Source organism: Nocardiopsis potens DSM 45234 (assembly GCF_000341105.1).
GTDB lineage: Bacteria > Actinomycetota > Actinomycetes > Streptosporangiales > Streptosporangiaceae > Nocardiopsis_A > Nocardiopsis_A potens.
The window spans coordinates 70,750-91,564 of record NZ_ANBB01000039.1; the positions used below are offsets into that span (position 1 = coordinate 70,750).

The following is a 20,815-nucleotide window of genomic DNA, read 5'->3' on the forward strand; positions in this document are numbered from 1 at the left end:
GGCAGCGACGGCAGAGGGAGGGGCAGGCGGGCGCCCCGGCCGGGCGCGGCGCATCGCGAAGCGAAGGTTCAAACAGGCAGCGAAGGCGGAAGGGGGACCGGCCGGTCGGTCGGGTGCGGCGTCTCGCGGAGCGAAGATCAAGACGGGCGACGACGGCAGCGGCGAGGACGGGGGCCGGTGCCCCAGCCGGGCGCCGCGTTCACCGACCCGGCCCGCCAGGGGTCTTATCCCCTATGCCGGTTTTGCGGCGGGGATCGGGCAAGACTGGGAGCGCCCTGCGCACCTCCGCAGCACCCCGATTACTTCTACCAGCGAGTAGTAAGCCCCGAAGCCCCCCCCACCACCCCCTCCCCGGTTACCCAGAGTGGCCAACCAGGGCTTCTCGGAAGAACAAAAGCGACATCTCGCCCCACCTCTGCCCCTCCCCGGGTTCCGACCCCCTGCTTTGCGGCCTTGCTGACGGCATGAAACCCCGATCACCGGCCCAATCGGCCCCGGTCGGGCCTTCTGGGGCCTATTCCGGGCCGGGATGCGCGCCCAGGAATCACCGGGGTGCTCTCGCAGTGCGCAGGGTGCCCCTCCTCACCATCACCCTGTGTATTTGTCCAGGTCAGAGAGGGGCAGCGGTTTCAGGAACGGCCGGCCCTGACACCCGGGCGACGCGGGCACGGCAACCCCGCCCCCTGCCCGCCCCGACCACGCCCGCCCTGCTCTGCCGCACCCGACCGACCGGCCGGTCCCCACTGCCCGCCTTCGCCGCCTGCTCGAACCCCGCCCCGTGGGGCGCCGCGCTTGGCCGACCGGCCGACACGCCCTCTCGCCTTCGCCGCCCGCTTGAGCCCCAGCCCCGTGAGGTGCCGCGCCCGGCTGGGACACCCGACCACACCCTCACCTCCGCCGTCGCCGCCCGCTTGGACCTTCGCTCTGCGGGGCGCCGCACCCGGGCGACCACCCTCGCCCCGCCCCTACCGCTGCCGTCGCCGCCGGCTTGAACCCTCGCCCGTGGAGCGCCGCGCCCGACCGACCAGCCGGCACGCCCTCCCGCCCTCGCCGCCCGCTTGAACCTTCGCTCCGTGGGGCGCCGCGCTTGACCAACCAGCCGGCCTCCCCCTGCCGTCGCCGCCCGTCTGAACCTCGGCCCCGTGAGGCGCCGTGCCCGGCTGGAGTGCCCGGCCCCGCTCCTACCTCCGCCGTCTTCTTCCTCCGCCGCTTTCTTCTTCCTCCGCCGTCACTGCATGGAACGACGGCCGCCCTGTTCAGAGGCGTTCGAGCACCGTGACGTTGGCCTGGCCGCCGCCCTCGCACATGGTCTGCAGGCCGTAGCGGCCGCCGGTGCGCTCCAGTTCGTGCAGGAGGGTGGTCATCATCCGGGCTCCGGTGGCGCCGAGCGGGTGGCCGAGGGCGATGGCGCCGCCGTTCGGGTTGACCCGGGCCGGGTCGGCGCCGGTCTCGTCCAGCCAGGCCAGGACCACCGAGGCGAACGCCTCGTTGACCTCGAAGACGTCGATGTCGTCGACGGACAGCCCGGTCCGGTGCAGCGCGCGGGCGGTGGCCGGGATGGGCGCGGTGAGCATCCGGATCGGGTCCTCGCCGCGCGCGGAGAGGTGGTGGACGCGGGCGCGCGGGGTGAGCCCGTGCTCGGCCACCGCCCGCTCCGAGGCGATGAGCAGCGCCGCCGCGGCGTCGGAGAGCTGGGAGGCCAGCGCGGCGGTGAGCCGCCCGCCGGGCACCAGCTCCGGCAGCGCGGCCATCCTCTCCCGGCTGGTGTCCCGGCGCGGGCCCTCGTCGGCGGCGAGCCCGGCGCACGGTACGGTCTCGGCGGCGAAGCGCCCGGCGTCGGCGGCCGCGGCGGCCCTGCGGTGCGACTCCAGGGCGTACTCCTCCATCCGCTCCCGGGTCAGCCCCCACTGCTCGGCGATCATCTCCGCGCCGCGGAACTGGTCGACCTCGCCGGTCCCGTACCGCCGCACCCAGCCCCGGGAGCCGAGGAACGGCCCCTCCTTGTGCCCGAGCGCCTCGCCGGCGGTCATCGCGGCGCCGATCGGGACCTGCGACATGCTCTGCACTCCCCCGGCGGCCACCAGGTCGGCGGTGCCGGAGAGCACCGCCTGCGCGGCGAAGTGCACCGCCTGCTGGGAGGAGCCGCACTGCCGGTCGACGGTGACACCGGGCACCTCCTCGGGCAGCCCGGCGGCCAGCCAGGCGGTGCGGGCGATGTCCCCGGCCTGCGGGCCGAGGGTGTCCACGCAGCCGAGGATCACGTCGTCGACGGCGGAGGGGTCGGCGCCGGACCGGTCCATCAGTGCGCGCAGCGCGTGCGCGCCCAGGTCGGCGGGGTGGACTCCGGCGAGCCCGCCGCCGCGCCTGCCGACGGGTGTGCGGACCGCCTCCACGATGTAGGCCTCGGCCACTTTCCTCCTCCTTCGCCGGTCAGTGCCCTCGGATCCCCTCCAGGACCAGGGCCAGGTACTGCTGGGCGACCTCGTCCGCGCCGAGCCGCCCGCCCGGCCGGTACCAGCCCGCGGCCAGCCACACGGTGTCGCGGATGAAGCGGTAGACGACCGGGGCGTCCAGGTCGGCGCGGAACGAGCCGTCCCGGGAGCCCTGCTCCAGCAGGCCCACCCACATGTCGCGGAAGCGCGCCCGGGACTCGGCCAGGTAGCCGAAGCGGGGGTTGGGCGCGAGGTGCTTGGCCTCGTTCTGGTAGAGCACGACCGCGGCGCGGTCCCGGTCGATCGCCTGGAACGAGGCGGTGACCAGGCCGCGCAGCGTCCGCTCGGCGCCGCCGCCCCGGGCCAGGACGGCGTCGTAGTCCCGCCACAGCGCGGTGAGGAACCCGGAGAGGATCTCGTCGATCATCGACTCCTTGGAGTCGAAGTGGTAGTAGAGGCTGCCGCCGAGCATGCCCGCCGCGTCGGCGACCTCGCGGACCGTGGTGGCGGCGTACCCGCGCTCGGCGAAGACCTCCGCCGCGGTGCCGAGCAGCTCGGTGCGCCGTGCCGCGCGGGCCGCGGCCGCGCCCTCCGTATCGCGTCGCCGTGGGCTCATCGTCAACGTCACGCTCTCCGACTCGAAACCGAAACGACCTCCCCGGTCATGTACGAGGAGTAGTCACTGGCCAGGAAGACGATAACGTTCGCGACCTCCCACGGCTCGGCGTGCCGGCCGAAGGCCTCCCGGGCGGCGAGCTCGGTCAGCAGCTCCTCGGAGGCGGCCTTGGCCAGGTTGGGGTGGACCGCCAGGCTGGGCGCGACCGCGTTCACCCGGATCCCGTCGCCGGCCGCCTCCACCGCGGCGCACCTGGTCAGCGCCATCACCCCGGCCTTGGCCGCGGCGTAGTGCGCCTGCTCCTCCTGGGCGCGCCAGCCCAGGACCGAGGCGTTGTTGACGATCGCGCCGCCCCCGCCGCCGGCCATCAGCCGCAGCGCGGCCCGGGTGCAGCGCATGGTCCCGGTGAGGGTGACGTCCAGCACCCGGTTCCACTGCGGGTCGGTCATCTCGGTGAGCCGGGCGGTGCCGCCGAGCCCGGCGTTGTTGACCACCGCGTCGATCCGGCCGAAGCGGTCCAGTGCGGCGTCGAACATCGCGGCGACCTGGTCCTCGTCGGTGACGTCGCAGGGCGCCGAGGCGACCGCGGCGGCGCCGAACTCGGCGGCCAGTTCGGCGGCGGTGCTCTCCAGGCGGCGCGCGTGGGCGTCGCTCAGCAGTACCCGGGCGCCTTCCTCCAGCAGGCGGCGGGCGGTGGCGCCGCCGATTCCGGTGCCCGCGGCGGCGGTGACCACGGCGGTGCGGCCGCGCATCAGGCCGTGGCCGGGAACGTAGGGCGGCACCGCGTTCATCGGGGGACCTTCCGCTCGGGGCGCGCGGCCTGGGCCGCCGGTCGCTCGCATGTTACCCTACCAAACACTTGTTAGAAAACAGGAGCATCCGTACGCCGTCGGCCGGACCGAGGAGCGAGGAGGCCCGCATGGACGACGTCGTCCGCTACGAGCGGCGCGGCGCGGAGGAGTCCGTCGCCGTCATCACGATGAACCGGCCCGAGTACCGCAACGCGCAGAACTCCGCGATGACCTACGCCCTGGACGCCGCCTTCTACCGGGCGGCGGAGGAGGACGGCGTCGCCGCGGTCGTGCTCGCCGGCGCCGGCCGGCACTTCTCCGCCGGCCACGACATCGGCAGCCCCGGCCGGGACGCCGACCGGCCCTTCGAGCGCCGCGCCGGCCTGTGGTGGGACCACTCCGACAAGGCCGGCGGCGAGCGCCGCTTCGCCCGCGAGGCAGAGGTCTACCTGGGCATGTGCCGTCGCTGGCGGGAGCTGCCCAAGCCGACCGTGGCCATGGTGCAGGGCGCCTGCGTGGCCGGCGGCCTGATGCTGGCCTGGTGCTGCGACCTGATCGTCGCCGCCGAGGACGCCTTCTTCAGCGACCCGGTGCTGCGGATGGGCGTGCCCGGCGTGGAGTACTTCGCCCACCCCTGGGTGATGCCGCCCCGGGTGGCCAAGGAGTTCCTGTTCACCGGGGACCGGATGGACGCGCACCGGGCCCGCGAGGTCGGCATGGTCAACCGGGTGGTGCCGGGCGGGGACCTGGAGGGCGAGGCGCTCGCGCTGGCCGAGCGGATCGGCCGGATGCCCCGGTTCGGGCTGGCGCTGGCCAAGCGCGCCGTCAACCAGGCCGAGGACCTGCAGGGGATGCGCGCCGGCATGGACGCCGCGTTCGGCCTGCACCACCTCGCGCACGCGCACAACGCCGAGACCGGCACCGACGCGCTGGCCGGGATGGACCCGCGGAGCATGAAGAGGGCGGCCTCCGATGGATCTTGACTTCACCGACGCCGAGCAGGCGTTCCGCGCCGAGGTGCGGGCGTGGCTGCGCGAGCACGTGCCGGAGTCCCCGCTGCCGTCGCTGGAGACCGAGGAGGGCTTCGCCGCGCACCGGGAGTGGGAGCGCGAGCTGCACTCGGCCCGGCTGTCCGCGGTCTCCTGGCCCGAGGAGTACGGCGGGCGCGGCGCCACTCCGCTGGAGTGGCTGGTCTTCGAGGAGGAGTACCACGCCGCGGGCGGGCCGGGCCGGGTCAACCAGGGCGGGATCAACCTGCTGGCCCCCGCGCTCTTCGCGCACGGCACCGCCGAGCAGCGCGCCCGGGTGCTGCCGCCGATGGCCGCCGGGGCGGAGATCTGGGCCCAGGCCTGGTCCGAGCCGGGCGCCGGGAGCGACCTGGCCGGGATCCGCTCCACCGCGTCCCGCACCGACGGCGGCTGGCTGCTGTCCGGGCAGAAGATCTGGAGTTCCCGCGGGCCGTTCGCCGACCGCGCGTTCGGTGTCTTCCGCTCCTCCGGCGAGCGGCACCGCGGCCTGACCTACGTGATGTTCCCGCTGGACGCCGAGGGGGTGACGGTCCGCCCCATCGGCCGGCTGGACGGCAAGCCGGCCTTCGCCGAGCTCTTCTTCGACGGGGTGTTCGTGCCCGACGCCGACGTCATCGGCGAACCGGGCGACGGCTGGCGGGTGGCGATGAGCACCGCCGGCAACGAGCGCGGCCTGACCCTGCGCAGCCCGGGGCGGTTCACCGCCGCCGCCGACCGCCTGGTCCGGCTCTGGGCCGAGCGCGGCGACCCGGCCGACACCGCGCTGCGCGACCGGGTCGCCGACGCCTGGATCCGGGCGCGCGCCTACCGGATGCACGGGTACGCGGTGCTCTCCCGGATGCACGACGCCGGGTCGGAGGCCAGCATGTACAAGGTCTTCTGGTCGGAGCTGGACGTGGCGCTCACCGAGACCGCGCTCGACCTGCTCGGCCCGGACGGCGAGCTGGACGGCCCCTGGCTGGAGGACTACGTGTTCGCCTTGGCCGGGCCGATCTACGCGGGGACCAACGAGATCCAGCGCAACGTGGTGGCCGAGCGCGTCCTCGGCCTCCCCCGGGCGGGAAGGGGCGGCAGGTGAGGTTCACCCTCGACTCCGAGCAGCGGTTGTTCGCCGAGACCGTGCGCGGCCTGCTGGCCGGCGCCGACGCGTGCGGCGCCGCGCGGGCCTGGGGCCGCGGCGACCACGCTCCCGGCCGGGCGCTGTGGCGGGCGCTGGCCGATGCGGGCGTCTTCGCGCTCGCCGTGCCGGAGGAGCACGGCGGGGCGGGCGTCCGCCCGGTGGAGCTGGTCGCCGCGCTGATCGAGGTCGGGCGGCACGGCGTGCCCGGCCCGGTGGTGGAGACCCTGGCCGCGGCCCGAGTGCTGGGCGATCCGAAGGCCCTGGCCGGCATCGCCGACGGCTCTCTGGCCGCCACCCTGGCGCTGCCGCCGCTGGTGCCCTACGCGCTGGACGCCGACGCCGCCGACCTGGTGCTGGCCGTGCACGGCGGCGCTTTGCACCGGGCCGAGCCCGCCGGGGGGCCGCACCGCTCGCTGGACCCGGCCCGCCGGCTGTTCTCCTGCTCCCCCGCCGGCGGGATCGCCTCCGCGGAGGCGTCTCCCTCCTCCGCCGCCGCGGAGTTCGGCGCGCTGGCCTGCGCCGCCCAGGCCCTGGGGGCGGGCCGCCGCCTGCTGGACACCACCGTGGACCACGTCCGCACCCGCGAGCAGTTCGGCCGCCCGATCGGGGAGTTCCAGGCGGTCCAGCACCGGCTGGCCGACACCCTGATCGAGCTGGAGTTCGCCGGTTCGCTGGTGTACGGCGCGGCGGTCGCCCACGGCGGCCCCGACTCCGCCCGGGACGCCTCCGCGGCCAAGGCGGCCGCCTCCGAGGCCGCCTACCGGGCCGCCCGCACCGCGCTCCAGCTGCACGGCGCGATCGGCTACACCGACGAGTTCGACCTGTCGCTGTGGATCCGCAAGGCCCGCGCACTGCACACCGCCTGGGGCTCCCCGGCCCACCACCGCGGCCGCGTGATGGCCGCCCTCACCGGAAAGTGACATCCCATCCCTCCCGATGGTCTTGACGCTGCGGCCCTATCAACGCGCCGGGACAGGGCCGCGACGTCAAGATCATCGCGGGGGCTGCGGGCAGGATTCCAATGCGCAGGGAGGCCGAGGACATGACCGCAGCGGCCGATTTCCAGAGGCAGGGCTTCCAGGGGCGGAGCGTGCTGGTGACCGGGGGGACCCGGGGCATCGGCCGGGTGATCGCCGAGACGTTCCTCGCGGCCGGCGCCGAGGTGGCCGTCGGCGGGCGGACGCCGCCCGATACGCCGCCGTCCGCAGGCGGGCGGACCGCCCGCTTCCTCGCCGCCGACGTGCGCGAGCCCGGCCAGGCGGCCGGGCTGGTGGAGGCGGCGGCGGAGCCGTCGGGCCGGCTCGACGTGCTGGTGAACAACGCCGGCGGGGCGCCGAGCGCGGAGGCGGCCGAGGTCTCGCCCCGGTTCGTGGCCAAGGTGGTCGGCCTCAACCTGCTGGCGCCGTTCCACACCGCCCAGCCCGCCAACCGGATCATGCGGCGGCAGCCGGAGGGCGGGTGGATCGTCAACATCGGCAGCGTGGCGGCGTACGACCCGCAGCCGGGGACCGCCGCCTACACCGCGGCCAAGGCGGGGCTGCTCGGCCTGACCCGGGCGCTGGCCCTGGAGTGGGCGCCGAAGGTGCGGGTCAACCACGTCACCGCAGGCCCGGTGCGCACCGAGGCCGCGGACGAGGTGTTCGGGCCGGCCGGCGCCGACGCCGTCGACCGGGTGGTCCCGATGCGCCGGATGGCCGGGCCCGCCGACATCGCCCGCGCCTGCCTGCTCCTCGCCTCCGACCCCTACATCACCGGCGCCGACCTCGCCGTCCACGGCGGCGGCGAGGTACCGGCCCGCTACCTGGTGCTGCCGGACCGGCCGGGCCCCGGGGAGCAGGGGCGCGGCCGCGGTGCACCGGAGGCGCATCCCCGGAACGGCCCACGGAAAAGAAAATAGACCCCATAAGCCCCTTTAAGGAGGAAAACTCTTCTTCCACACCACTCCATCGCACTTCGGCGGGTATATTCACCTCCACCCCGGCGAGGCGGCCGCGCGATAAAGGCACCGATCGCCGCGAAAGGAGGATCGAGGCCTCGTTGAACGGTTCCCCCTCGGAAACCCCCTCTGTCCCGGACGACCTGCACGAGGTCGGCGCGCTCATCGAGCATTTCTTCTGCGATCCCGAGACCGCCATCGGCCATTACGCCACGCCCGCCGATCGGCCGGTCACCGAGAAGTGCCACACGATCATCCCCGGCGTCCTCTACCGCTGCCCCCTGGTCGATTCCCGCAAGCAGCCGGTCACCCTGCACCTGTACCGGGGCGTGGGCAGGCTCGGCGGCAACCTGTGGGAGCGCCAGGTCCGCGTCCTGCTCCGCGCCGCCTCCTACGGCCACCCCGCCCTGCCGGAGATCCTGGAGGGCGGCCACCGCGACGACGAGTACGTCCGCGCCCAGGGGGTCGGCAAGGAGGGGTTCGCCTACGTCGTCACCCACCGGCACGGCCACGCCCTCACCGCCTTCTGGGACGAGCTGCGCGAGGACCCTCCCTCCTCGCTGCGCCAGTTCCTCCTCCTGGCCGACGGGCTGCAGGAGCTGCACGGGCAGCGCATGGTGCACCGCAGCATCTCCCGGGGCAGCATCGGCGCCGTCCTCTCCGACGCCCCGGACCCCGGCGCCGAGCGGGTCAGGCTCCAGCTGACCCGGTTCGAGATGAGCACCCTCACCAACGACCTGCTGCGCTTCGCCGTCGCCGAGCACGACCGCGACCCCGCGCAGATCCTGCGTGAACTGCACGGCACCGACCTGTACTACTGCGCCCCGGAGATGCTCGAATTCCTCGACCTCGGCCTCCAGCGGATCCCGCAGGTCGGCAAGTGGTCGGACGTGTACAGCCTGGGGCTGGTCGCCGCCGGGCTGCTGGCCGAGGGCGCCCCCGCGCCGCCCGCCGAGGCCGGCGCCCCCGGCCGCGACGACATCCTCACCTGGCAGCACCGGGTCCTCCAGGCGGTCCGCGACTCCCGGAGGCTGCCCAAGGAGCTCAAGGACCTGCTCTCGGCCATGCTGCACGGGCACACCAGGTCGCGCCCGTCCAGCGGTGATGTGGTGAGCAGGCTCCGGGACAAGTTCGACGCCATCATGGGGCAGTGGGACGCCCCGGACGAGGACGAGCGGCCGCCCCTGGTCATCTACGCCCCCTCGGAGTACCGCGACACCCTGCTGGCCTGGGGGAAGATCCGGCACGACCCGGTGGAGACACCGCAGGGCGCCAAGGAGCTGGCCGACTGCATCGAGTCGGACCTGCGCGGAGCGCGGCTGTACCACGCCCCCTCCGGGGCCGCCCCCTACATGGACTCCCGCACCGTGCAGCAGCTGCGCGACAAGGAGAAGTCCGAGTACCTGCTGTTCGGCAAGGACATGGCCTGGTTCTGCCGGGAGTTCCGCCCCCGGCAGGGCCTGTCCGGGTACGGCGACCCCTACCCCGACGTCCTGATCATCAAGTACGTGGTGAACCTGCAGGCGGCGCCCGGACGGCGGTTGCGCGAGACGCTGATCGGCAAGGAGTCGGACCCCGCGACCGGCAAGGAGCTGAGCCGGAAGATCGGCTCCGTCGAGGCCTTCCCCCTCACCGTCGACCCCGAGGAGCTGGAGCACCAGCGCACCGCCCGCCCCCTCTGGACCGGGCTGCTGAACAGCATCAAGATCTCGGCCGGCAAGTCCAAGGCCTACCGCGAGTTCGAAGAGGCCATGGAGTGGCTGCTGCAGTACCAGCGGATCGAGTTCCAGGCCCGGCACTACCCCTACACCGCCGAGGGCGACGGCGGCCGGGTGGTGCTCCGGCTCGACGAGGAGCGGGACCGCAAGGTCCGCTACGGCGACGCCCTCACCTCCCACTACTACGGCACCCCGCGGCTGCGCCCGGGCATGGGCGACTTCTTCGACTCGGTGGCCGGCGACGGCGAGCACCGCAGGGTCGTCGAGGTGCTCCCGGACAACGGCGGCCGCCCCGACTCCCGCCACCCGGTCAAGGTGGACTTCATCGAGCGCGGCGGCGAGGAGAGCATCACCGTCCGCCAGGGGCCGCACCGTCCCCGGATCCCGGAGAAGGGGTGGGTGCGGCCGGAGAACGAGACCGGCAGCGAGATCGCGCTGCGCCGCCAGCGGGACGCCCTGCCCGACCTGCTCGCCAACCGGATGCTGGTCGGCCAGCTGCTGAGCCCGACCACCATCCGCGGCCTGGTCCACCCGTGGAAGAAGGAGGCCGGCCACGGGCTGACCGGCGGGGTGATCGCCACCGAGATGCTGGTCTGCGAACCCTTCTTCGCCCTGCACGGCCCGCCCGGCACCGGCAAGACCCGGGTCTCCGCCCAGGCGATCGCGGCCTACCTGCGCAACAACCCGGGCCGCCGGGTACTGGTGTCGGCCCAGTCCAACTACGCGCTGGACAACCTCGCCGCCGTGCTGCTGGAGCGGCTGGACCTGCTGGGCGGCGACGGGGCCGACGAGCGGTCGGGCGAGGACGAGTCCGGGCGCGTCATCGCCCTGCGGCTGACCTCGCACGGCCACGAGGACCGGGTGGACCCCCGGCTGCGCGACCGGTTCGTGCCCGAGCAGCTGGCCCAGCGCCGGGTGCGGCTGCTCCGCAGGCTGATGTCGGAGCGGGCGCGCACCGAGGAGGTGCGCCGCAAGCCCCGGCTCGCCGAGCTGCTGGCGGAGTGGCCCTCGGTGGTGGGCGACTACCAGATGGAGCTGGTGGACCGAATCCGCCGGTCGGCCAACCTGGTCTTCGCCACCTGCTCGGCGGCGGGGCGGACCGCCGACGCCACCGGGCGCGGCGGCGACCTGTTCGACTGGGTGGTGATCGAGGAGGCCGCCAAGGCGTGGCCCACCGAGCTGGTCATCCCGCTGACCCAGGGCATCCGGTGGACGCTCATCGGCGACCACAAGCAGCTGCCCGCCCACCGGCGCAGCGAGGTCGAGCGGTTCCTCGCCGGGTGCGCGGAGAGCGACGACGAGGAGCTCAAGGAGCACGCCCGGCGGGGCGGGCAGTACATGCGGGCGTTCAACCTCTTCGGGTCGCTGTTCTCCGGGGTCGACCCGTCCGCCTCGCCCGCCCTGGAGCGGGTGGAGCAGCTGCAGGGGGCCGGCGACCCGCCGGTGCGCCACCTGAGCACGCAGTTCCGGATGAACCGGGCCATCGGCGACCTGGTCAGCGACGTCTTCTACGCGGACCCGCGCTCCACCGACACCGCGCCGGGCCGGGGCGGGCTGGTGCGCAACGGCCGCCCGGACGAGCCGCACGGCCTGGCCGAGCCGGCCTGGCTGCAGGGCCGCTCCCTGCTCTGGCTGGACACCTCGGACGTGGCCGACTGCGCGGACGAGCCCAGCTGGTACAACCGGGGCGAGGCCGAGGTGGTCGCCCGGTTCATCGAGGCGCTGCGCCCGCACCCGCTCGACGGCGACCCGGAGGAGGCCGCCAAGCGGCTCGCCGTGCTCAGCCCCTACCGGCAGCAGCTGGACGTCCTCCGCGGGAAGGACCGGCTCGCCCCGTTCGCGCACACCGTCCACTCCTTCCAGGGGCGCGAGGCCGAGATCGTCGTCATCTCCCTGGTCCGGGACAACCAGCGGGGCAGCTGGGAGCGGCCGTGGCTCAACATCGGCCACCTCACCCAGCCGGAGCTGGTGAACGTGATGTGCTCGCGCGCCAAGCGGCTGCTGGTCATGGTGGGCGACCACGGGTTCTTCGGGCGGAACGAAGGAGGGTTCTGGCCGCGCGTGTGCGAGCGGTTCGCGACCGACGGGCGCGTGGTCACCGCACGCGCCCTGGTGTGAGCTCCCGGCCGGCCGGGACGACGACGGTGAGGGAGGAACACTGAGCACGACCCGCCTCGCGATCCCCTGCGAACTGCTCCCGGTCCGGGTGCAGCTCGGCTACGACCGGGTGCTGTCCCGGATGGAGCAGACGGTGCTGGCCGTGGTGGCCCTGGGCCCGCCGGAGGCCGAGCCCTACTCCGCGGAGGCCCGCTACTACCTGCCCGACCTGGTGGAGCTGCTCGGCATCGGCGAGCGGGTCACCGTGGACCTGGTGGACGACCTGTGGCACAAGGGCTACCTGGCGGTGGACATGCGGGCCGCCACCGTGGCCGTCACCGACGAGGTCCGCAGGCACGCCCGGGAGGGCACCCTGGACCGGCTGGACGCCGCCCAGGTGGACACCCAGGAGTGGCGCGTCATGGTGGACGGCCTCACCGGGGCGCTGCTGCCGGAGGCCGGCCCCTTCGCCCCGCCGGAGGGCGGCGTCGAGGTCCCCGCCGACCACGACTCCTCCGCCGACGGCTTCTCCCAGGTGGACCTGTTGCGGGCGACCCGGGCGACCGCCGAGGCCCGGGCCCGCGGCGGCGCCCCCGGCGCGGCGCTCCGGCACGTCCTGGGCGCGCACGTCCCCGACAACGGCCGGAGCGGGCTGCGCCGCCGCCGCTGGCGCACCGTGGAGGCCGCTCTGGGCTGGGACGATGCGGCCGACCGGCTGATCGTGGAGTTGGACGACCGCGACCTGTCCGCGGCCGACCGGGAGCGGGCCGAGCTGCGCATCGCCGAACTGGTGGAGTCCGCACCGCAGAGCGAGTTCGCCAGAAAGCTCCGGGGCAGGGTCGACCACGGGTTCACCGGGTCGATCCCGCTGCCCGAGCGGATCGCGCGGTTCCGGGAGGAGGCCGCGGCCCTCGCCGGCACCGCTCCGCAGTCCTGGGAGCAGCGGCACGAGGGGATGCGCGAGGAGGCCCGGGCGATCGCCGGCCGGCTGCGCGGGCTGGCGGCGACCCGGGTCCGGGTGGAGGCCCTCGACTCCGCCGAGGAGCACCACCGGGCCCTGGGCGACCTGTTCGACCAGGCCCGCGACCAGCTCGTGCTGGTCTGGCCGGTGCTCCGCTACGACGGGCTGAACCGCTGGTTCGAGGCGCTCCGCCTGGCCCTGGAGCGGCAGGTCCGGGTGGTCCTGCTGTGGGGCGCCCAGCACGACGCCACCCTGGAGTCCAGGGCCTGGAACATGCTCATCGACCTGCGCCGCTCCTACCCCGGCCGGTTCGAGTTCGGCCGCAGGTCCAGCCGGGTCAACACCACCGCGGCCATCGCCGACGACCGCGCCGCCCTGGTGACCGGCTGCCCGCTGCCGCAACGGCCGCAGGAGGGGGTCCGCCAGGCCGGGGTGGTGCTGTCCGCGCCGTCGGCGGGCCCGTGCCCGCCGATCGAGTCGCTGCTGTCCTGGGCCGTCACGGTCGTCCCCGACCACCGGGTCGGCGGCACTCTGTCCACCCGGCACCACGACTTCTCCCCGGCCGGCGGCGAGGAGGAGGCGCCGTGGGAGCCGGACCTGCAGCCCGAGCCCGCCCGGCCCGGCAACCCTCTGCTGTGGCGGGACGGGTGGACCTCCTACGCCGACGACCTGAAGGACTCCTACGACGCGCTGCCCTCCCCGCGCGCCTCGACGGTGCTGGACGGCCAGCACCGCGACATGCTCTGGAAGGCGCTGCGCAGCGCGCGCCGGCAGCTGGTCATCGGCTGCTCCCGGCTGGACGCCCGGACCCTGGACCGCGCCCTGCTGGAGGAGCTGCGGGCGCGCCACGGGGACGGCGCCCAGGTCACCCTGGTCCACCCCGGCCCGGCGGACAACCGCAGCGAGGCGGGCAAGCAGGCCAACCGCGCGCTGCAGGAGTGCCGTCGCTACGTGCGCGCGCTCAAGCAGCGCAGCAACGCCCGGTTCGTCGCCTTCGACGACGAGCTGCTGGTGGGCGGGTTCGACCCGCTCACCGACCAGCGCACCTCCGCGGGGGCCAGGCACCTGCGCCGGTTCGGCGTCGGCGTGCGGATCACCGGCCGGGAGGCCGTCGACGCGTTCGTGGAGAACCTCACCCGGCAGCTCCCCCCGCTGCCGCCGCCCCGGTCCGGTGCCGCGCCCTCCGAGGACGCCGCCCGGTTCGGCACCGACGGCTCCCGGCTGGACCACGACCTGTCCCGGCTCGGCACCGGCGGACCCGCCGCACGGGCCCGGCTGATCCGGGAGCGGATCGCGGAGCTGCGGGAGAGCGGCGGCGACCGCGTCCTCGCCCTGCTGGCGCAGCTGCACGCCGCCGGCTTCCCGGCCGCGGACATGCGCATCGCGGTGGCCGAGGCGCTGCGCGGCTCGGCGCCCGAAGAGCGGGGCACCCCCCGCTTCCGCCCCTGGTGGGGCTGGCTCCTATCGCACCTGTGGGAGCAGGGGGACTTCGCCGCGGCCGCGGTGCTGCGCTCCGCCGCGGCCGATCCCGACCTGCGCCCCGGCCCGGTCACCGCGACCCTGGCGGCGCTGCGCGGCACCCCCCTGTTAGAGGAGCACGCGGTCACCGCCGCGCTCACCGCGGAGGAGGCGCTGGAGCCGGGCGCCGCCCCGCTGCCCGGGGGGCGGGACGAGCTGGTCGCGCTCGGCGTGCTGCTCTCCGCCGAGCTGCTGTTCGGCGCAGGGGCCGGGGAGGCCCGGGAGGCGCTCGCCGTGCTCGCCGAGCACCTCGGCCCGCCCTGGCGCGACCTGGCCGCCTGCGCGCTGGAGCACCGGCAGGCCGAGCGCGACCCCGGTGCGGTCCCGCTGGACGCGCTGGACTCGGCCGTCGCGGTCCTGCGCACCCGCGCCGGGGTCGACCGAGACTGGGCCCGCCTGCTCGACCTGGTGGAATCGACCTCCGCGGTCCACCTGGACTTCACCTCCGGCAGGCGCACCCACCAGGCGCTGTTCCGTTCCGACGGCGCTTTCGGGGTGCTGCTGGAGGCGGTCCGCGCGCACGACGGCGCCGCCGTGGCCGCCTGGGCCCGGGAGCACCCCGAGGACTCGGTGGACGACCTGGTGGACCGCACCACCCGGGACCTGCCCGGTACCAAGGCCATGCCCAGGATCGACGCGGCCCGCCGGCGCGGCTACGTGGACGACAAGCTCAAGGTGATCAGCCGCCTGGCCGCGCAGGTGGCCGCCGAGGACCGGACCGCTCCCCCGGTGCCCGGACTCGCCCCGCAGCACGAGGAGGCCGTGCACCGCCTGGCCGGCGGCGCGGAGCGGTGGCTCGGCGCGGTGCGGGACGTCGCCGAACCGGAGCGGCACCTCGTCCGCCGCGCCCTGGGCCCGCTGGAACTGATACGGGAATGGAGCAGCAGGTGACCACCCCACCTCCCCCCGAGATCCTGGCGGCCCTGCGGGCCTGGCCCGACCGCTGGCGCTTCCCCGGCCTGCTGCCGCTGCTCTCCTCCGGCGAGGCCGCCGCCGACGAGCTGGTCGACGCGGTCCTGGAGGGCTGCACCGACCCGGTGGCCGACCCTGAAGAGAGCGTGCGGCGCCTGCTCGGGCAGGGCGACCACCGGGCCGCCCGGGAGGCGGCACGGGCCGGCGACCCGGGCGCCCTCCGCCTGGTCGAGGAGCACGTGGCGGGGGAGCGGATCCGGCTGGACCGCCGGATCGGCCGGCTGCTCCGGCGCTCGCGCAAGGCCCGGATCCCCTCGGAGCGGGTGCCGTTCGCCCCGGAGGAGGTGCTCGCGCTGGGCCGCGGCGCGGCCGGCGCGGCGCTGCGGGACTGGGAGGCGCGCATCGCCGAGCAGGAGGAGCGCCTGCGCGATCGGCTGAGCGCCCGCGCCGAGGAGCGCTTCGCCGGCGGCGGCCCCCAGGACGAGGGGCTGCTCGAAGCCGCCCGGAACTGCCTGAAGGGCGGCGAGTTCGACGCCGCCGAGCGCCTGATCGCGCTGCCCCCCGGCGCGCACTCCTACGAATGGCCCGAGTACGTCCGCCCCTGGCGGTGGAGCGGTCTCCTGCTGCCGATGCCGGTGCCCGAGGCGCTGGCGATGTACCGGGAGGGCGCCTGGCTGCCGACCGGGTTCGCGGAATCCTGGTGGCCGGAGACCGGCACCGGGCGGGGGCTGGTCGAGGCGCTGCGCGGGGTGCAGGAGGAGCCGAGCGCGGACGCGGTGCGCGCGCTGGCCCTGGCCTGGGACGCCCACCTGGGCGAGGACGCCTCCGGCGGCCGCCCGGTGCGGGCGGTCGGCGAGGGGTGGTGCACCGAGCTGCTCGGGGCGGCCGAGGAGCGGTTCCCCTGGCTTCCCCTGCCCCGGCCGCTGCCGCTGTGGGTCGGCCCGCCCGGCTGGCGGCCGCCCGCGGGTGCGGCCGGGATCCGCCTGGCCCTGGACGGGGCGCCGCCGCCCCAGGGTGCGGAGGAGGCCGCCGGGCCCGTCGCCGTGGACGCGCGGCGGCTGCTGTGCTCCGTCGCGCCCGGCGGCCCCGGTACCACGGCCTTCCAGCGGGTCAACCTGCTGCGGGAGGTCTGCCGCCGCCTCTCCCCGGCCCAGGTGACCGGCGCCGACTCCCCTTACGTGGCGGCGGGGGAGCGCCCCCCGGCGCTCGCCGTCCGCAACGAGCTGGCCTGGTGGTTCGACCTTCTCGGCGTCGGCGTCGACCCCGGGGTGCTGGACACCCTCCTCGACGAGACCGACGAGCACCCGGTCGCGCTGCGGGCCGCGGTGGACTTCCTGGTCCGCGATGCGCGCGCCGGCACGGGGCGGCTGCGCATCGAGGACGTGGACCGGTGGCGGGAGGACCGGGGCGCGCTGCTGGCCTGCCATGAGCAGGTGCTCGGCGCCGAGCGGCTGACCGGCGAGGCCGCACTGGTGCTCCGCGTTCTCCTGCTGTTCGGCGAGGCGCTGGAGGACCGGATCGGGCCGGCCGAGGTCTCCTCGGCCTTCGAGTACGCCGGCGTCGCCGAGCCGTTCGCGCAGAGCACACCGGAGCAGCTGCTGGCCCGGATCGAGCGGTTCGGGGTGCTGCTCCGTGCGGAGGGCGGCGATCCCGGCGGCTACCGCTGGGCCTCGCCCCGGCTGACCGGGCTGCTGGCCTCGGTCGGCGAGGAGCACCTGCGGCGGGCCGTCGCCGATGGGGTGCGGCACGTCCTGGAGCGGCGCGAGCGCGCGGTCGCCGCGCTCCGCCCCCGTCTGGCGGACATGTACGAGGAGATCTGGCGGCACAACGAGAAGTCCCGGCAGGCCGGGCAGGACCGCCCACCGGTCGGCAAGGACGAGTACCGGGAGGCGCGGATCGGGCGGATCGGCAGGGGCGAGAGGAGCAGGCTGGACCTCCCGCTCTTCCTCGGCCGGTGCCGGAACGGGCTGGGCTTCTCCCTGCCCCCGGAGGTGCGGGTCGACCGGTTGGAGGTGGAGGAGCCGGAGGCGGGCGCGTGGGTGTGGGCCAATGAGGACATGCTCCGGGTGGCCGTGGACGCCCTGCTGGACAACGCGGTCCAGGCGGTGCGCGCCGCGGGGGGCGGCCGGGTCCGGATGGCGCTGCGGCGCATCCGCTACCCCGGGCACGACGCCCCGTCCGGGGTCGAGGTGGACATCGAGGATTCCGGCGCCGGCCTCGACGAGGAGCGGATCCGGCTCTTCAACGACCACGGCTGGGAGGAGATCTGGGAGGACGGCAGCGGCCTGTCCGGCCGGGGCGTGGCCATCGGCAAGGCCGGGGTGCTGTTCAACGACGGCAACGTGCAGTACTTCCCGCGCTCGGAGGGGCTGGGCGGGGCCCGGGTGCGGCTGCGGTTCCCGCTCGCCCGGGAGCTGCCGGGGGAGGGTCAGCGCGCGGTGTAGCGGCGGACCACCTGCCGCAGCAGGTTCAGTCCCTCCGGCCTCTGGCGGTTCCGGTCCTTCTGCACGATGGTGCTCACCCCGTAGCGCCGCTTGATCTCCTCGCTGTCGTACTCCTCGGGGATCTCCACGGTCATCAGCACCCGGGGGAAGGTGCAGCCCATGTCCAGCATCTCCTCCAGGATGCCCAGGCCGTCGGAGTCGTCGGACTCCTCGGTCAGGTGGCGGTCGACCAGCGCCAGATCGAAGTCGAGCCCCGGTTCCCCCGCTTTGAGGGCGTGCCATTCCGCCAGTGACCGGACCACGACGCAGTCGTATCCGGCCAGCCGCTCGCGGTACCAGTCGTGGAACCGGTCCTCCACCAGCAGGATCCGGCGGCGCTCCGCCGCCGGCTCGGGGGCGGCCGACCCCTCCGCCATCCGCCGGGCCGCGCTGCTCCGCAGAAAGCCCTGGTCCAGCTCGAAGCAGGAGCGGAAACCGGGCCACGCCCCGATCTCCGTGCCGTTTCCGGCCAGGTGGGCGGCGGCTTCGGCCAGCCGGTCCCGGCTCCGGTAGATGTCGCCCCACAGCTCTGGGTCCAGGAACCGCCGGTACCGGCTGCGCGGGTCCCCGCTCCACATGCGCAGCAGCCGGTCGACCTCCCGCGGGTCGGGGGCGGCGGGAGGCCGGGGGAGCCTTTTCACGCCCTCGGCGAAGTCCCGGGCGTCGACGCCGAACGCCTCCGGGGCGAGGCGGTAGCGGAGCCCGTCGCCCCGCCCTTCGGTCTCCAGTACCTCCGGCTCCGCTCCGAGGGCGGTGCGCACCTGGCCGACGTACTTCCTCGTGAGCGCGCGGAGGTCGCCGCTGGCCGAGGTCTCCTGGAGCGTTCTCTGCAGGCGGTCGATATGGACGGAGTCGCCGTTCGCCAATATCAGCCGGAGGAATACGCAGCGCGGCCCCGACCCTTCTCCCAGTGGCACCCGTTCCCCGTCGGAGACCCGGTGCACTTGGAGTTCTCCCAGCATTCGAACGGTGAACACGCGATCGGTACCCGCTGCCATACGGGGATTGTAGCCGCCCCGGCCCGGCCGCTCCCCGGCGGCGACCGGACGGCCGGATCCGCCGCGGAACGCCGGCGGAACCGCGGCGGAAGGGCCGCGGAACAGGCGCGGAGACGCCGTTCCGCGGGTCCGCCGAACTTCTCCGGACCTCCCCCGGAAAGGAATACGTGAATTCCACCGGGATCGCTTTCATGGTGGCAGCGGAAGAAATCCGGAACGGATCGGGAAAGGTGCACCGCCATGAAGCTCCCTCTCCACTGGGCCGTGATCGGCCTCGTCGGCTGCTTCGCCGCCCTCCTCGTCGGCGGGCTCACCCTCGCCACCGACGCCTCGTGGCCGGCCTCCCTGCTGGCCGCGCTGGGCGGCGGCGGAGCCGCGGTGATGGGTTCGGCGACCCTGATCGGCCGGCAGGCCGAATAGCCCCTCGCCTCCGGGAGGCGGACGGTCGCCGTCCGCCTCCCGGGCGTGTCTCCGGCTTCAGGCGTGCCCCTCGGGGATCAGGGTGTAGTCGGGGAAGTTGCCCGGGACGCGCTCGCCCTGCGGGCCCCGGGTGACGGCGTGGACGAGGAGGCGGCCGCCGACGAAGGCGCCGCGCCAGGAGGCGCCCCGGCCGCCGAAGAGCTCCTCCCGGTCGCCGCGGGAGCGGGGGGCATTGATGCCGACCTTGAAGGCGCGGATCTCGGCCGCCAGCCGGCGGGCGGTGTCGGGGTCGTCGCAGGAGACGGTGGAGACCAGGGCCCCGTTGCTCGCGTTCATCGCCGCCAGCAGTTCGGCCTCGGTGTCGACCAGCACGAAGGTGTCCACCGGGCCGAACGGTTCGGCGTGGAAGAGCGGGGAGGAGCGCGGCGGTTCGAGCAGGGCCGCCGGGGCCGCGTAGGCGTCGGCGTTCTGGCCGGGGATCAGCCGGGCGTCGGACACCGGGGCGCGGTGGATCGGCACCGCGCCGCCGGTCACCGCCTCGTCGACCTGGGCCGCGAGGTCCTTGGCCTTGCCCGCCCCGATGAGCGGGCCGAAGTCCAGCTCCGGCAGGTCGTCTCCGGGGTCGGCGACGGCCAGCGGGTGGCCGAACCTGACCGAGGAGACCGCGGGCAGGTAGGCGGCGAGGAACCGGTCGAACAGGTCGCGCTGGACGACGAACCTCGGGTAGGCGGTGCAGCGCTGCTTGGCGTAGTCGAACGTCTTGCGGATCTGCCCGGACAGCGCCTCCCAGTCGCCGAACTCCCACACGCCCCAGCAGTTCAGCCCCTCCTGCTCCAGGATGTGCCGGCGCCCCAGGTCGGCCAGGTCGGCGGCGACCTGCCCGCCGGTGTCGCGGCCGCCGACGAACGACACGCAGCCGATCTCCGGGCCGCGCACCAGCGCCGGGGAGAGCTCCCGGCCGCCGCCGCTGACCAGGGTGAACGGCAGTCCTTCCCGGACGGCCAGGGCGACCGCCAGGGTGAGGCAGACCAGCCCGCCGTCGGTGGGGGTCTTGGCGACGGCGGCGTTGCCGGCCAGCGCCTGCACGCACATCGCGTGCGCCAGGACGCTCATCGGGTAGTTCCAGCTGGCGATGTTGGAGACCGGGCCGTCCAGCGGGGCGCGGCCCTCCAGCATCCCGTCGATCTCCTCCAGGTACCACTCCACCCCGGAGAGGGCCCGGTCCACGTCCTGGCAGGCCAGCCGCCACGGCTTGCCGATCTCCCAGACCAGGGCGAGCGCCAGGGTGTCCCGGTGCCGCTTCCAGGCGTCCACCGCGGCGCGCACCCGGGCCTTGCGCTCGGGCAGCGGGGCGTCCCGCCAGACGCGGTGCTCGTCGGCGGCGGCGCGCACCGCGCTCTCCGCGGTGCCGGCGCCGAGCAGCGGAGGCCCGGCGATCTCGGTGCCGTCCACCGGCGAGTGCGCGGGCCGCGGCTCCCCGTCGGCGCGCCAGGCCCCGCCCCAGCGGTTGCGGACCCGGTCGGTGCCGAACGCCTCGGGGGCGGCGTCCCGGCAGCGGCGGTAGAGCGCGTCCCACTCGGTCCCCGGTTTGACGCGCAGCCCGCTCACCGGCCCCTCCCTGCGGCCGCCGGGGCGGCCTCCGCGCCGAGCACGGCGACGGTGTGCCGGGCCAGTTCGGCGGTGGCGCTGGGCGTGCGGCCGACCTGCACACCGGCCGCTTCCAGGGCCTCCTTCTTGGCCTGGGCGGTGCCCGAGGACCCGGACACGATCGCGCCCGCGTGCCCC

At 75.1% G+C, this 20,815-nt stretch carries 13 protein-coding genes and 1 pseudogene; 8 read left to right on the plus strand and 6 right to left on the minus strand.

Annotated elements, in window-relative coordinates:
• Positions 1–1,256 precede the first annotated feature (1,256 nt).
• Genes D459_RS0115730 through D459_RS0115740 form a run of 3 tightly spaced genes read right to left on the minus strand, consistent with a single transcriptional unit; the run spans position 1,257 to position 3,839 of the window.
• Entirely contained in the window at positions 1,257–2,411 is a 1,155-nt protein-coding gene (locus D459_RS0115730; protein WP_017593971.1) for an acetyl-CoA C-acetyltransferase, read from the minus strand.
• 19 nt (positions 2,412–2,430) lie between these two features.
• On the minus strand, positions 2,431–3,048 hold the full coding sequence (locus D459_RS0115735; protein ID WP_017593972.1) for a TetR/AcrR family transcriptional regulator: 618 nt from the start codon (positions 3,046–3,048) through the stop codon (positions 2,431–2,433).
• 8 nt (positions 3,049–3,056) lie between these two features.
• Positions 3,057–3,839, minus strand: coding sequence for an SDR family oxidoreductase (locus D459_RS0115740; RefSeq protein ID WP_017593973.1), 783 nt, complete (start codon positions 3,837–3,839; stop codon positions 3,057–3,059).
• 128 nt (positions 3,840–3,967) lie between these two features.
• Here D459_RS0115740 and D459_RS0115745 point away from each other — a divergent pair, with 128 nt between their 5' ends.
• From D459_RS0115745 to D459_RS0115775, 7 genes are all read left to right on the plus strand, one after another.
• Positions 3,968–4,822, plus strand: coding sequence for an enoyl-CoA hydratase (locus D459_RS0115745; protein WP_017593974.1), 855 nt, complete (start codon positions 3,968–3,970; stop codon positions 4,820–4,822).
• Positions 4,812–5,945, plus strand: a complete 1,134-nt coding sequence (locus tag D459_RS0115750; RefSeq protein ID WP_017593975.1) for an acyl-CoA dehydrogenase family protein — start codon at positions 4,812–4,814, stop codon at positions 5,943–5,945. The genes D459_RS0115745 and D459_RS0115750 overlap by 11 nt, the downstream gene beginning before the upstream one ends.
• Positions 5,942–6,907 carry an acyl-CoA dehydrogenase family protein gene (locus tag D459_RS0115755; protein ID WP_017593976.1) on the plus strand — a complete coding sequence of 322 codons (966 nt, stop codon included), beginning with the start codon at positions 5,942–5,944 and terminating at the stop codon, positions 6,905–6,907. The genes D459_RS0115750 and D459_RS0115755 overlap by 4 nt, the downstream gene beginning before the upstream one ends.
• A 122-nt stretch (positions 6,908–7,029) precedes the next feature.
• Positions 7,030–7,884, plus strand: coding sequence for an SDR family oxidoreductase (locus D459_RS0115760; protein WP_026120435.1), 855 nt, complete (start codon positions 7,030–7,032; stop codon positions 7,882–7,884).
• A 140-nt stretch (positions 7,885–8,024) separates the two neighbouring features.
• Positions 8,025–11,759 (plus strand): AAA domain-containing protein, encoded by a 3,735-nt coding sequence (locus D459_RS0115765; protein ID WP_017593978.1) that lies wholly within the window; start codon positions 8,025–8,027, stop codon positions 11,757–11,759.
• Between the two features lie 88 nt (positions 11,760–11,847).
• Positions 11,848–15,108 carry a phospholipase D-like domain-containing protein gene (locus tag D459_RS0115770; protein ID WP_017593979.1) on the plus strand — a complete coding sequence of 1,087 codons (3,261 nt, stop codon included), beginning with the start codon at positions 11,848–11,850 and terminating at the stop codon, positions 15,106–15,108.
• Positions 15,093–17,573, plus strand: a complete 2,481-nt coding sequence (locus tag D459_RS0115775) for an ATP-binding protein (RefSeq protein ID WP_017593980.1) — start codon at positions 15,093–15,095, stop codon at positions 17,571–17,573. The genes D459_RS0115770 and D459_RS0115775 overlap by 16 nt, the downstream gene beginning before the upstream one ends.
• Here D459_RS0115775 and D459_RS0115780 read toward each other — a convergent pair.
• A complete protein-coding gene (locus D459_RS0115780) occupies positions 17,558–18,610 on the minus strand; it encodes a hypothetical protein (protein ID WP_152522992.1) in 1,053 nt (350 codons plus the stop codon). The genes D459_RS0115775 and D459_RS0115780 overlap by 16 nt on opposite strands.
• A gap of 240 nt (positions 18,611–18,850) precedes the next feature.
• On the opposite strand from D459_RS0115780, the gene D459_RS0115785 reads away from it, so the two are divergent.
• Complete coding sequence (locus tag D459_RS0115785) at positions 18,851–19,030, plus strand: hypothetical protein (RefSeq protein ID WP_017593982.1); 180 nt, start codon at positions 18,851–18,853, stop codon at positions 19,028–19,030.
• A gap of 57 nt (positions 19,031–19,087) precedes the next feature.
• On the opposite strand, the gene D459_RS0115790 is transcribed toward D459_RS0115785, so the two are convergent.
• Positions 19,088–20,638, minus strand: coding sequence for an aldehyde dehydrogenase family protein (locus tag D459_RS0115790; protein WP_017593983.1), 1,551 nt, complete (start codon positions 20,636–20,638; stop codon positions 19,088–19,090).
• Positions 20,635–20,815 (minus strand): annotated as a pseudogene (locus tag D459_RS34425) (hypothetical protein); the annotation flags it as partial. The pseudogene D459_RS34425 and the gene D459_RS0115790, both read right to left, overlap by 4 nt.

Coding starts and splice junctions, on each gene's coding strand:
- D459_RS0115745 (WP_017593974.1), top strand. CDS start 3,968: ATGGACGACGTCGTCCGCTACGAGCGGCGCGGCGCGGAGGAGTCCGTC.
- D459_RS0115780 (WP_152522992.1), bottom strand. CDS start 18,610: ATGGCAGCGGGTACCGATCGCGTGTTCACCGTTCGAATGCTGGGAGAA.
- D459_RS0115760 (WP_026120435.1), top strand. CDS start 7,030: ATGACCGCAGCGGCCGATTTCCAGAGGCAGGGCTTCCAGGGGCGGAGC.
- D459_RS0115785 (WP_017593982.1), top strand. CDS start 18,851: ATGAAGCTCCCTCTCCACTGGGCCGTGATCGGCCTCGTCGGCTGCTTC.
- D459_RS0115750 (WP_017593975.1), top strand. CDS start 4,812: ATGGATCTTGACTTCACCGACGCCGAGCAGGCGTTCCGCGCCGAGGTG.
- D459_RS0115775 (WP_017593980.1), top strand. CDS start 15,093: ATGGAGCAGCAGGTGACCACCCCACCTCCCCCCGAGATCCTGGCGGCC.
- D459_RS0115735 (WP_017593972.1), bottom strand. CDS start 3,048: ATGAGCCCACGGCGACGCGATACGGAGGGCGCGGCCGCGGCCCGCGCG.
- D459_RS0115740 (WP_017593973.1), bottom strand. CDS start 3,839: ATGAACGCGGTGCCGCCCTACGTTCCCGGCCACGGCCTGATGCGCGGC.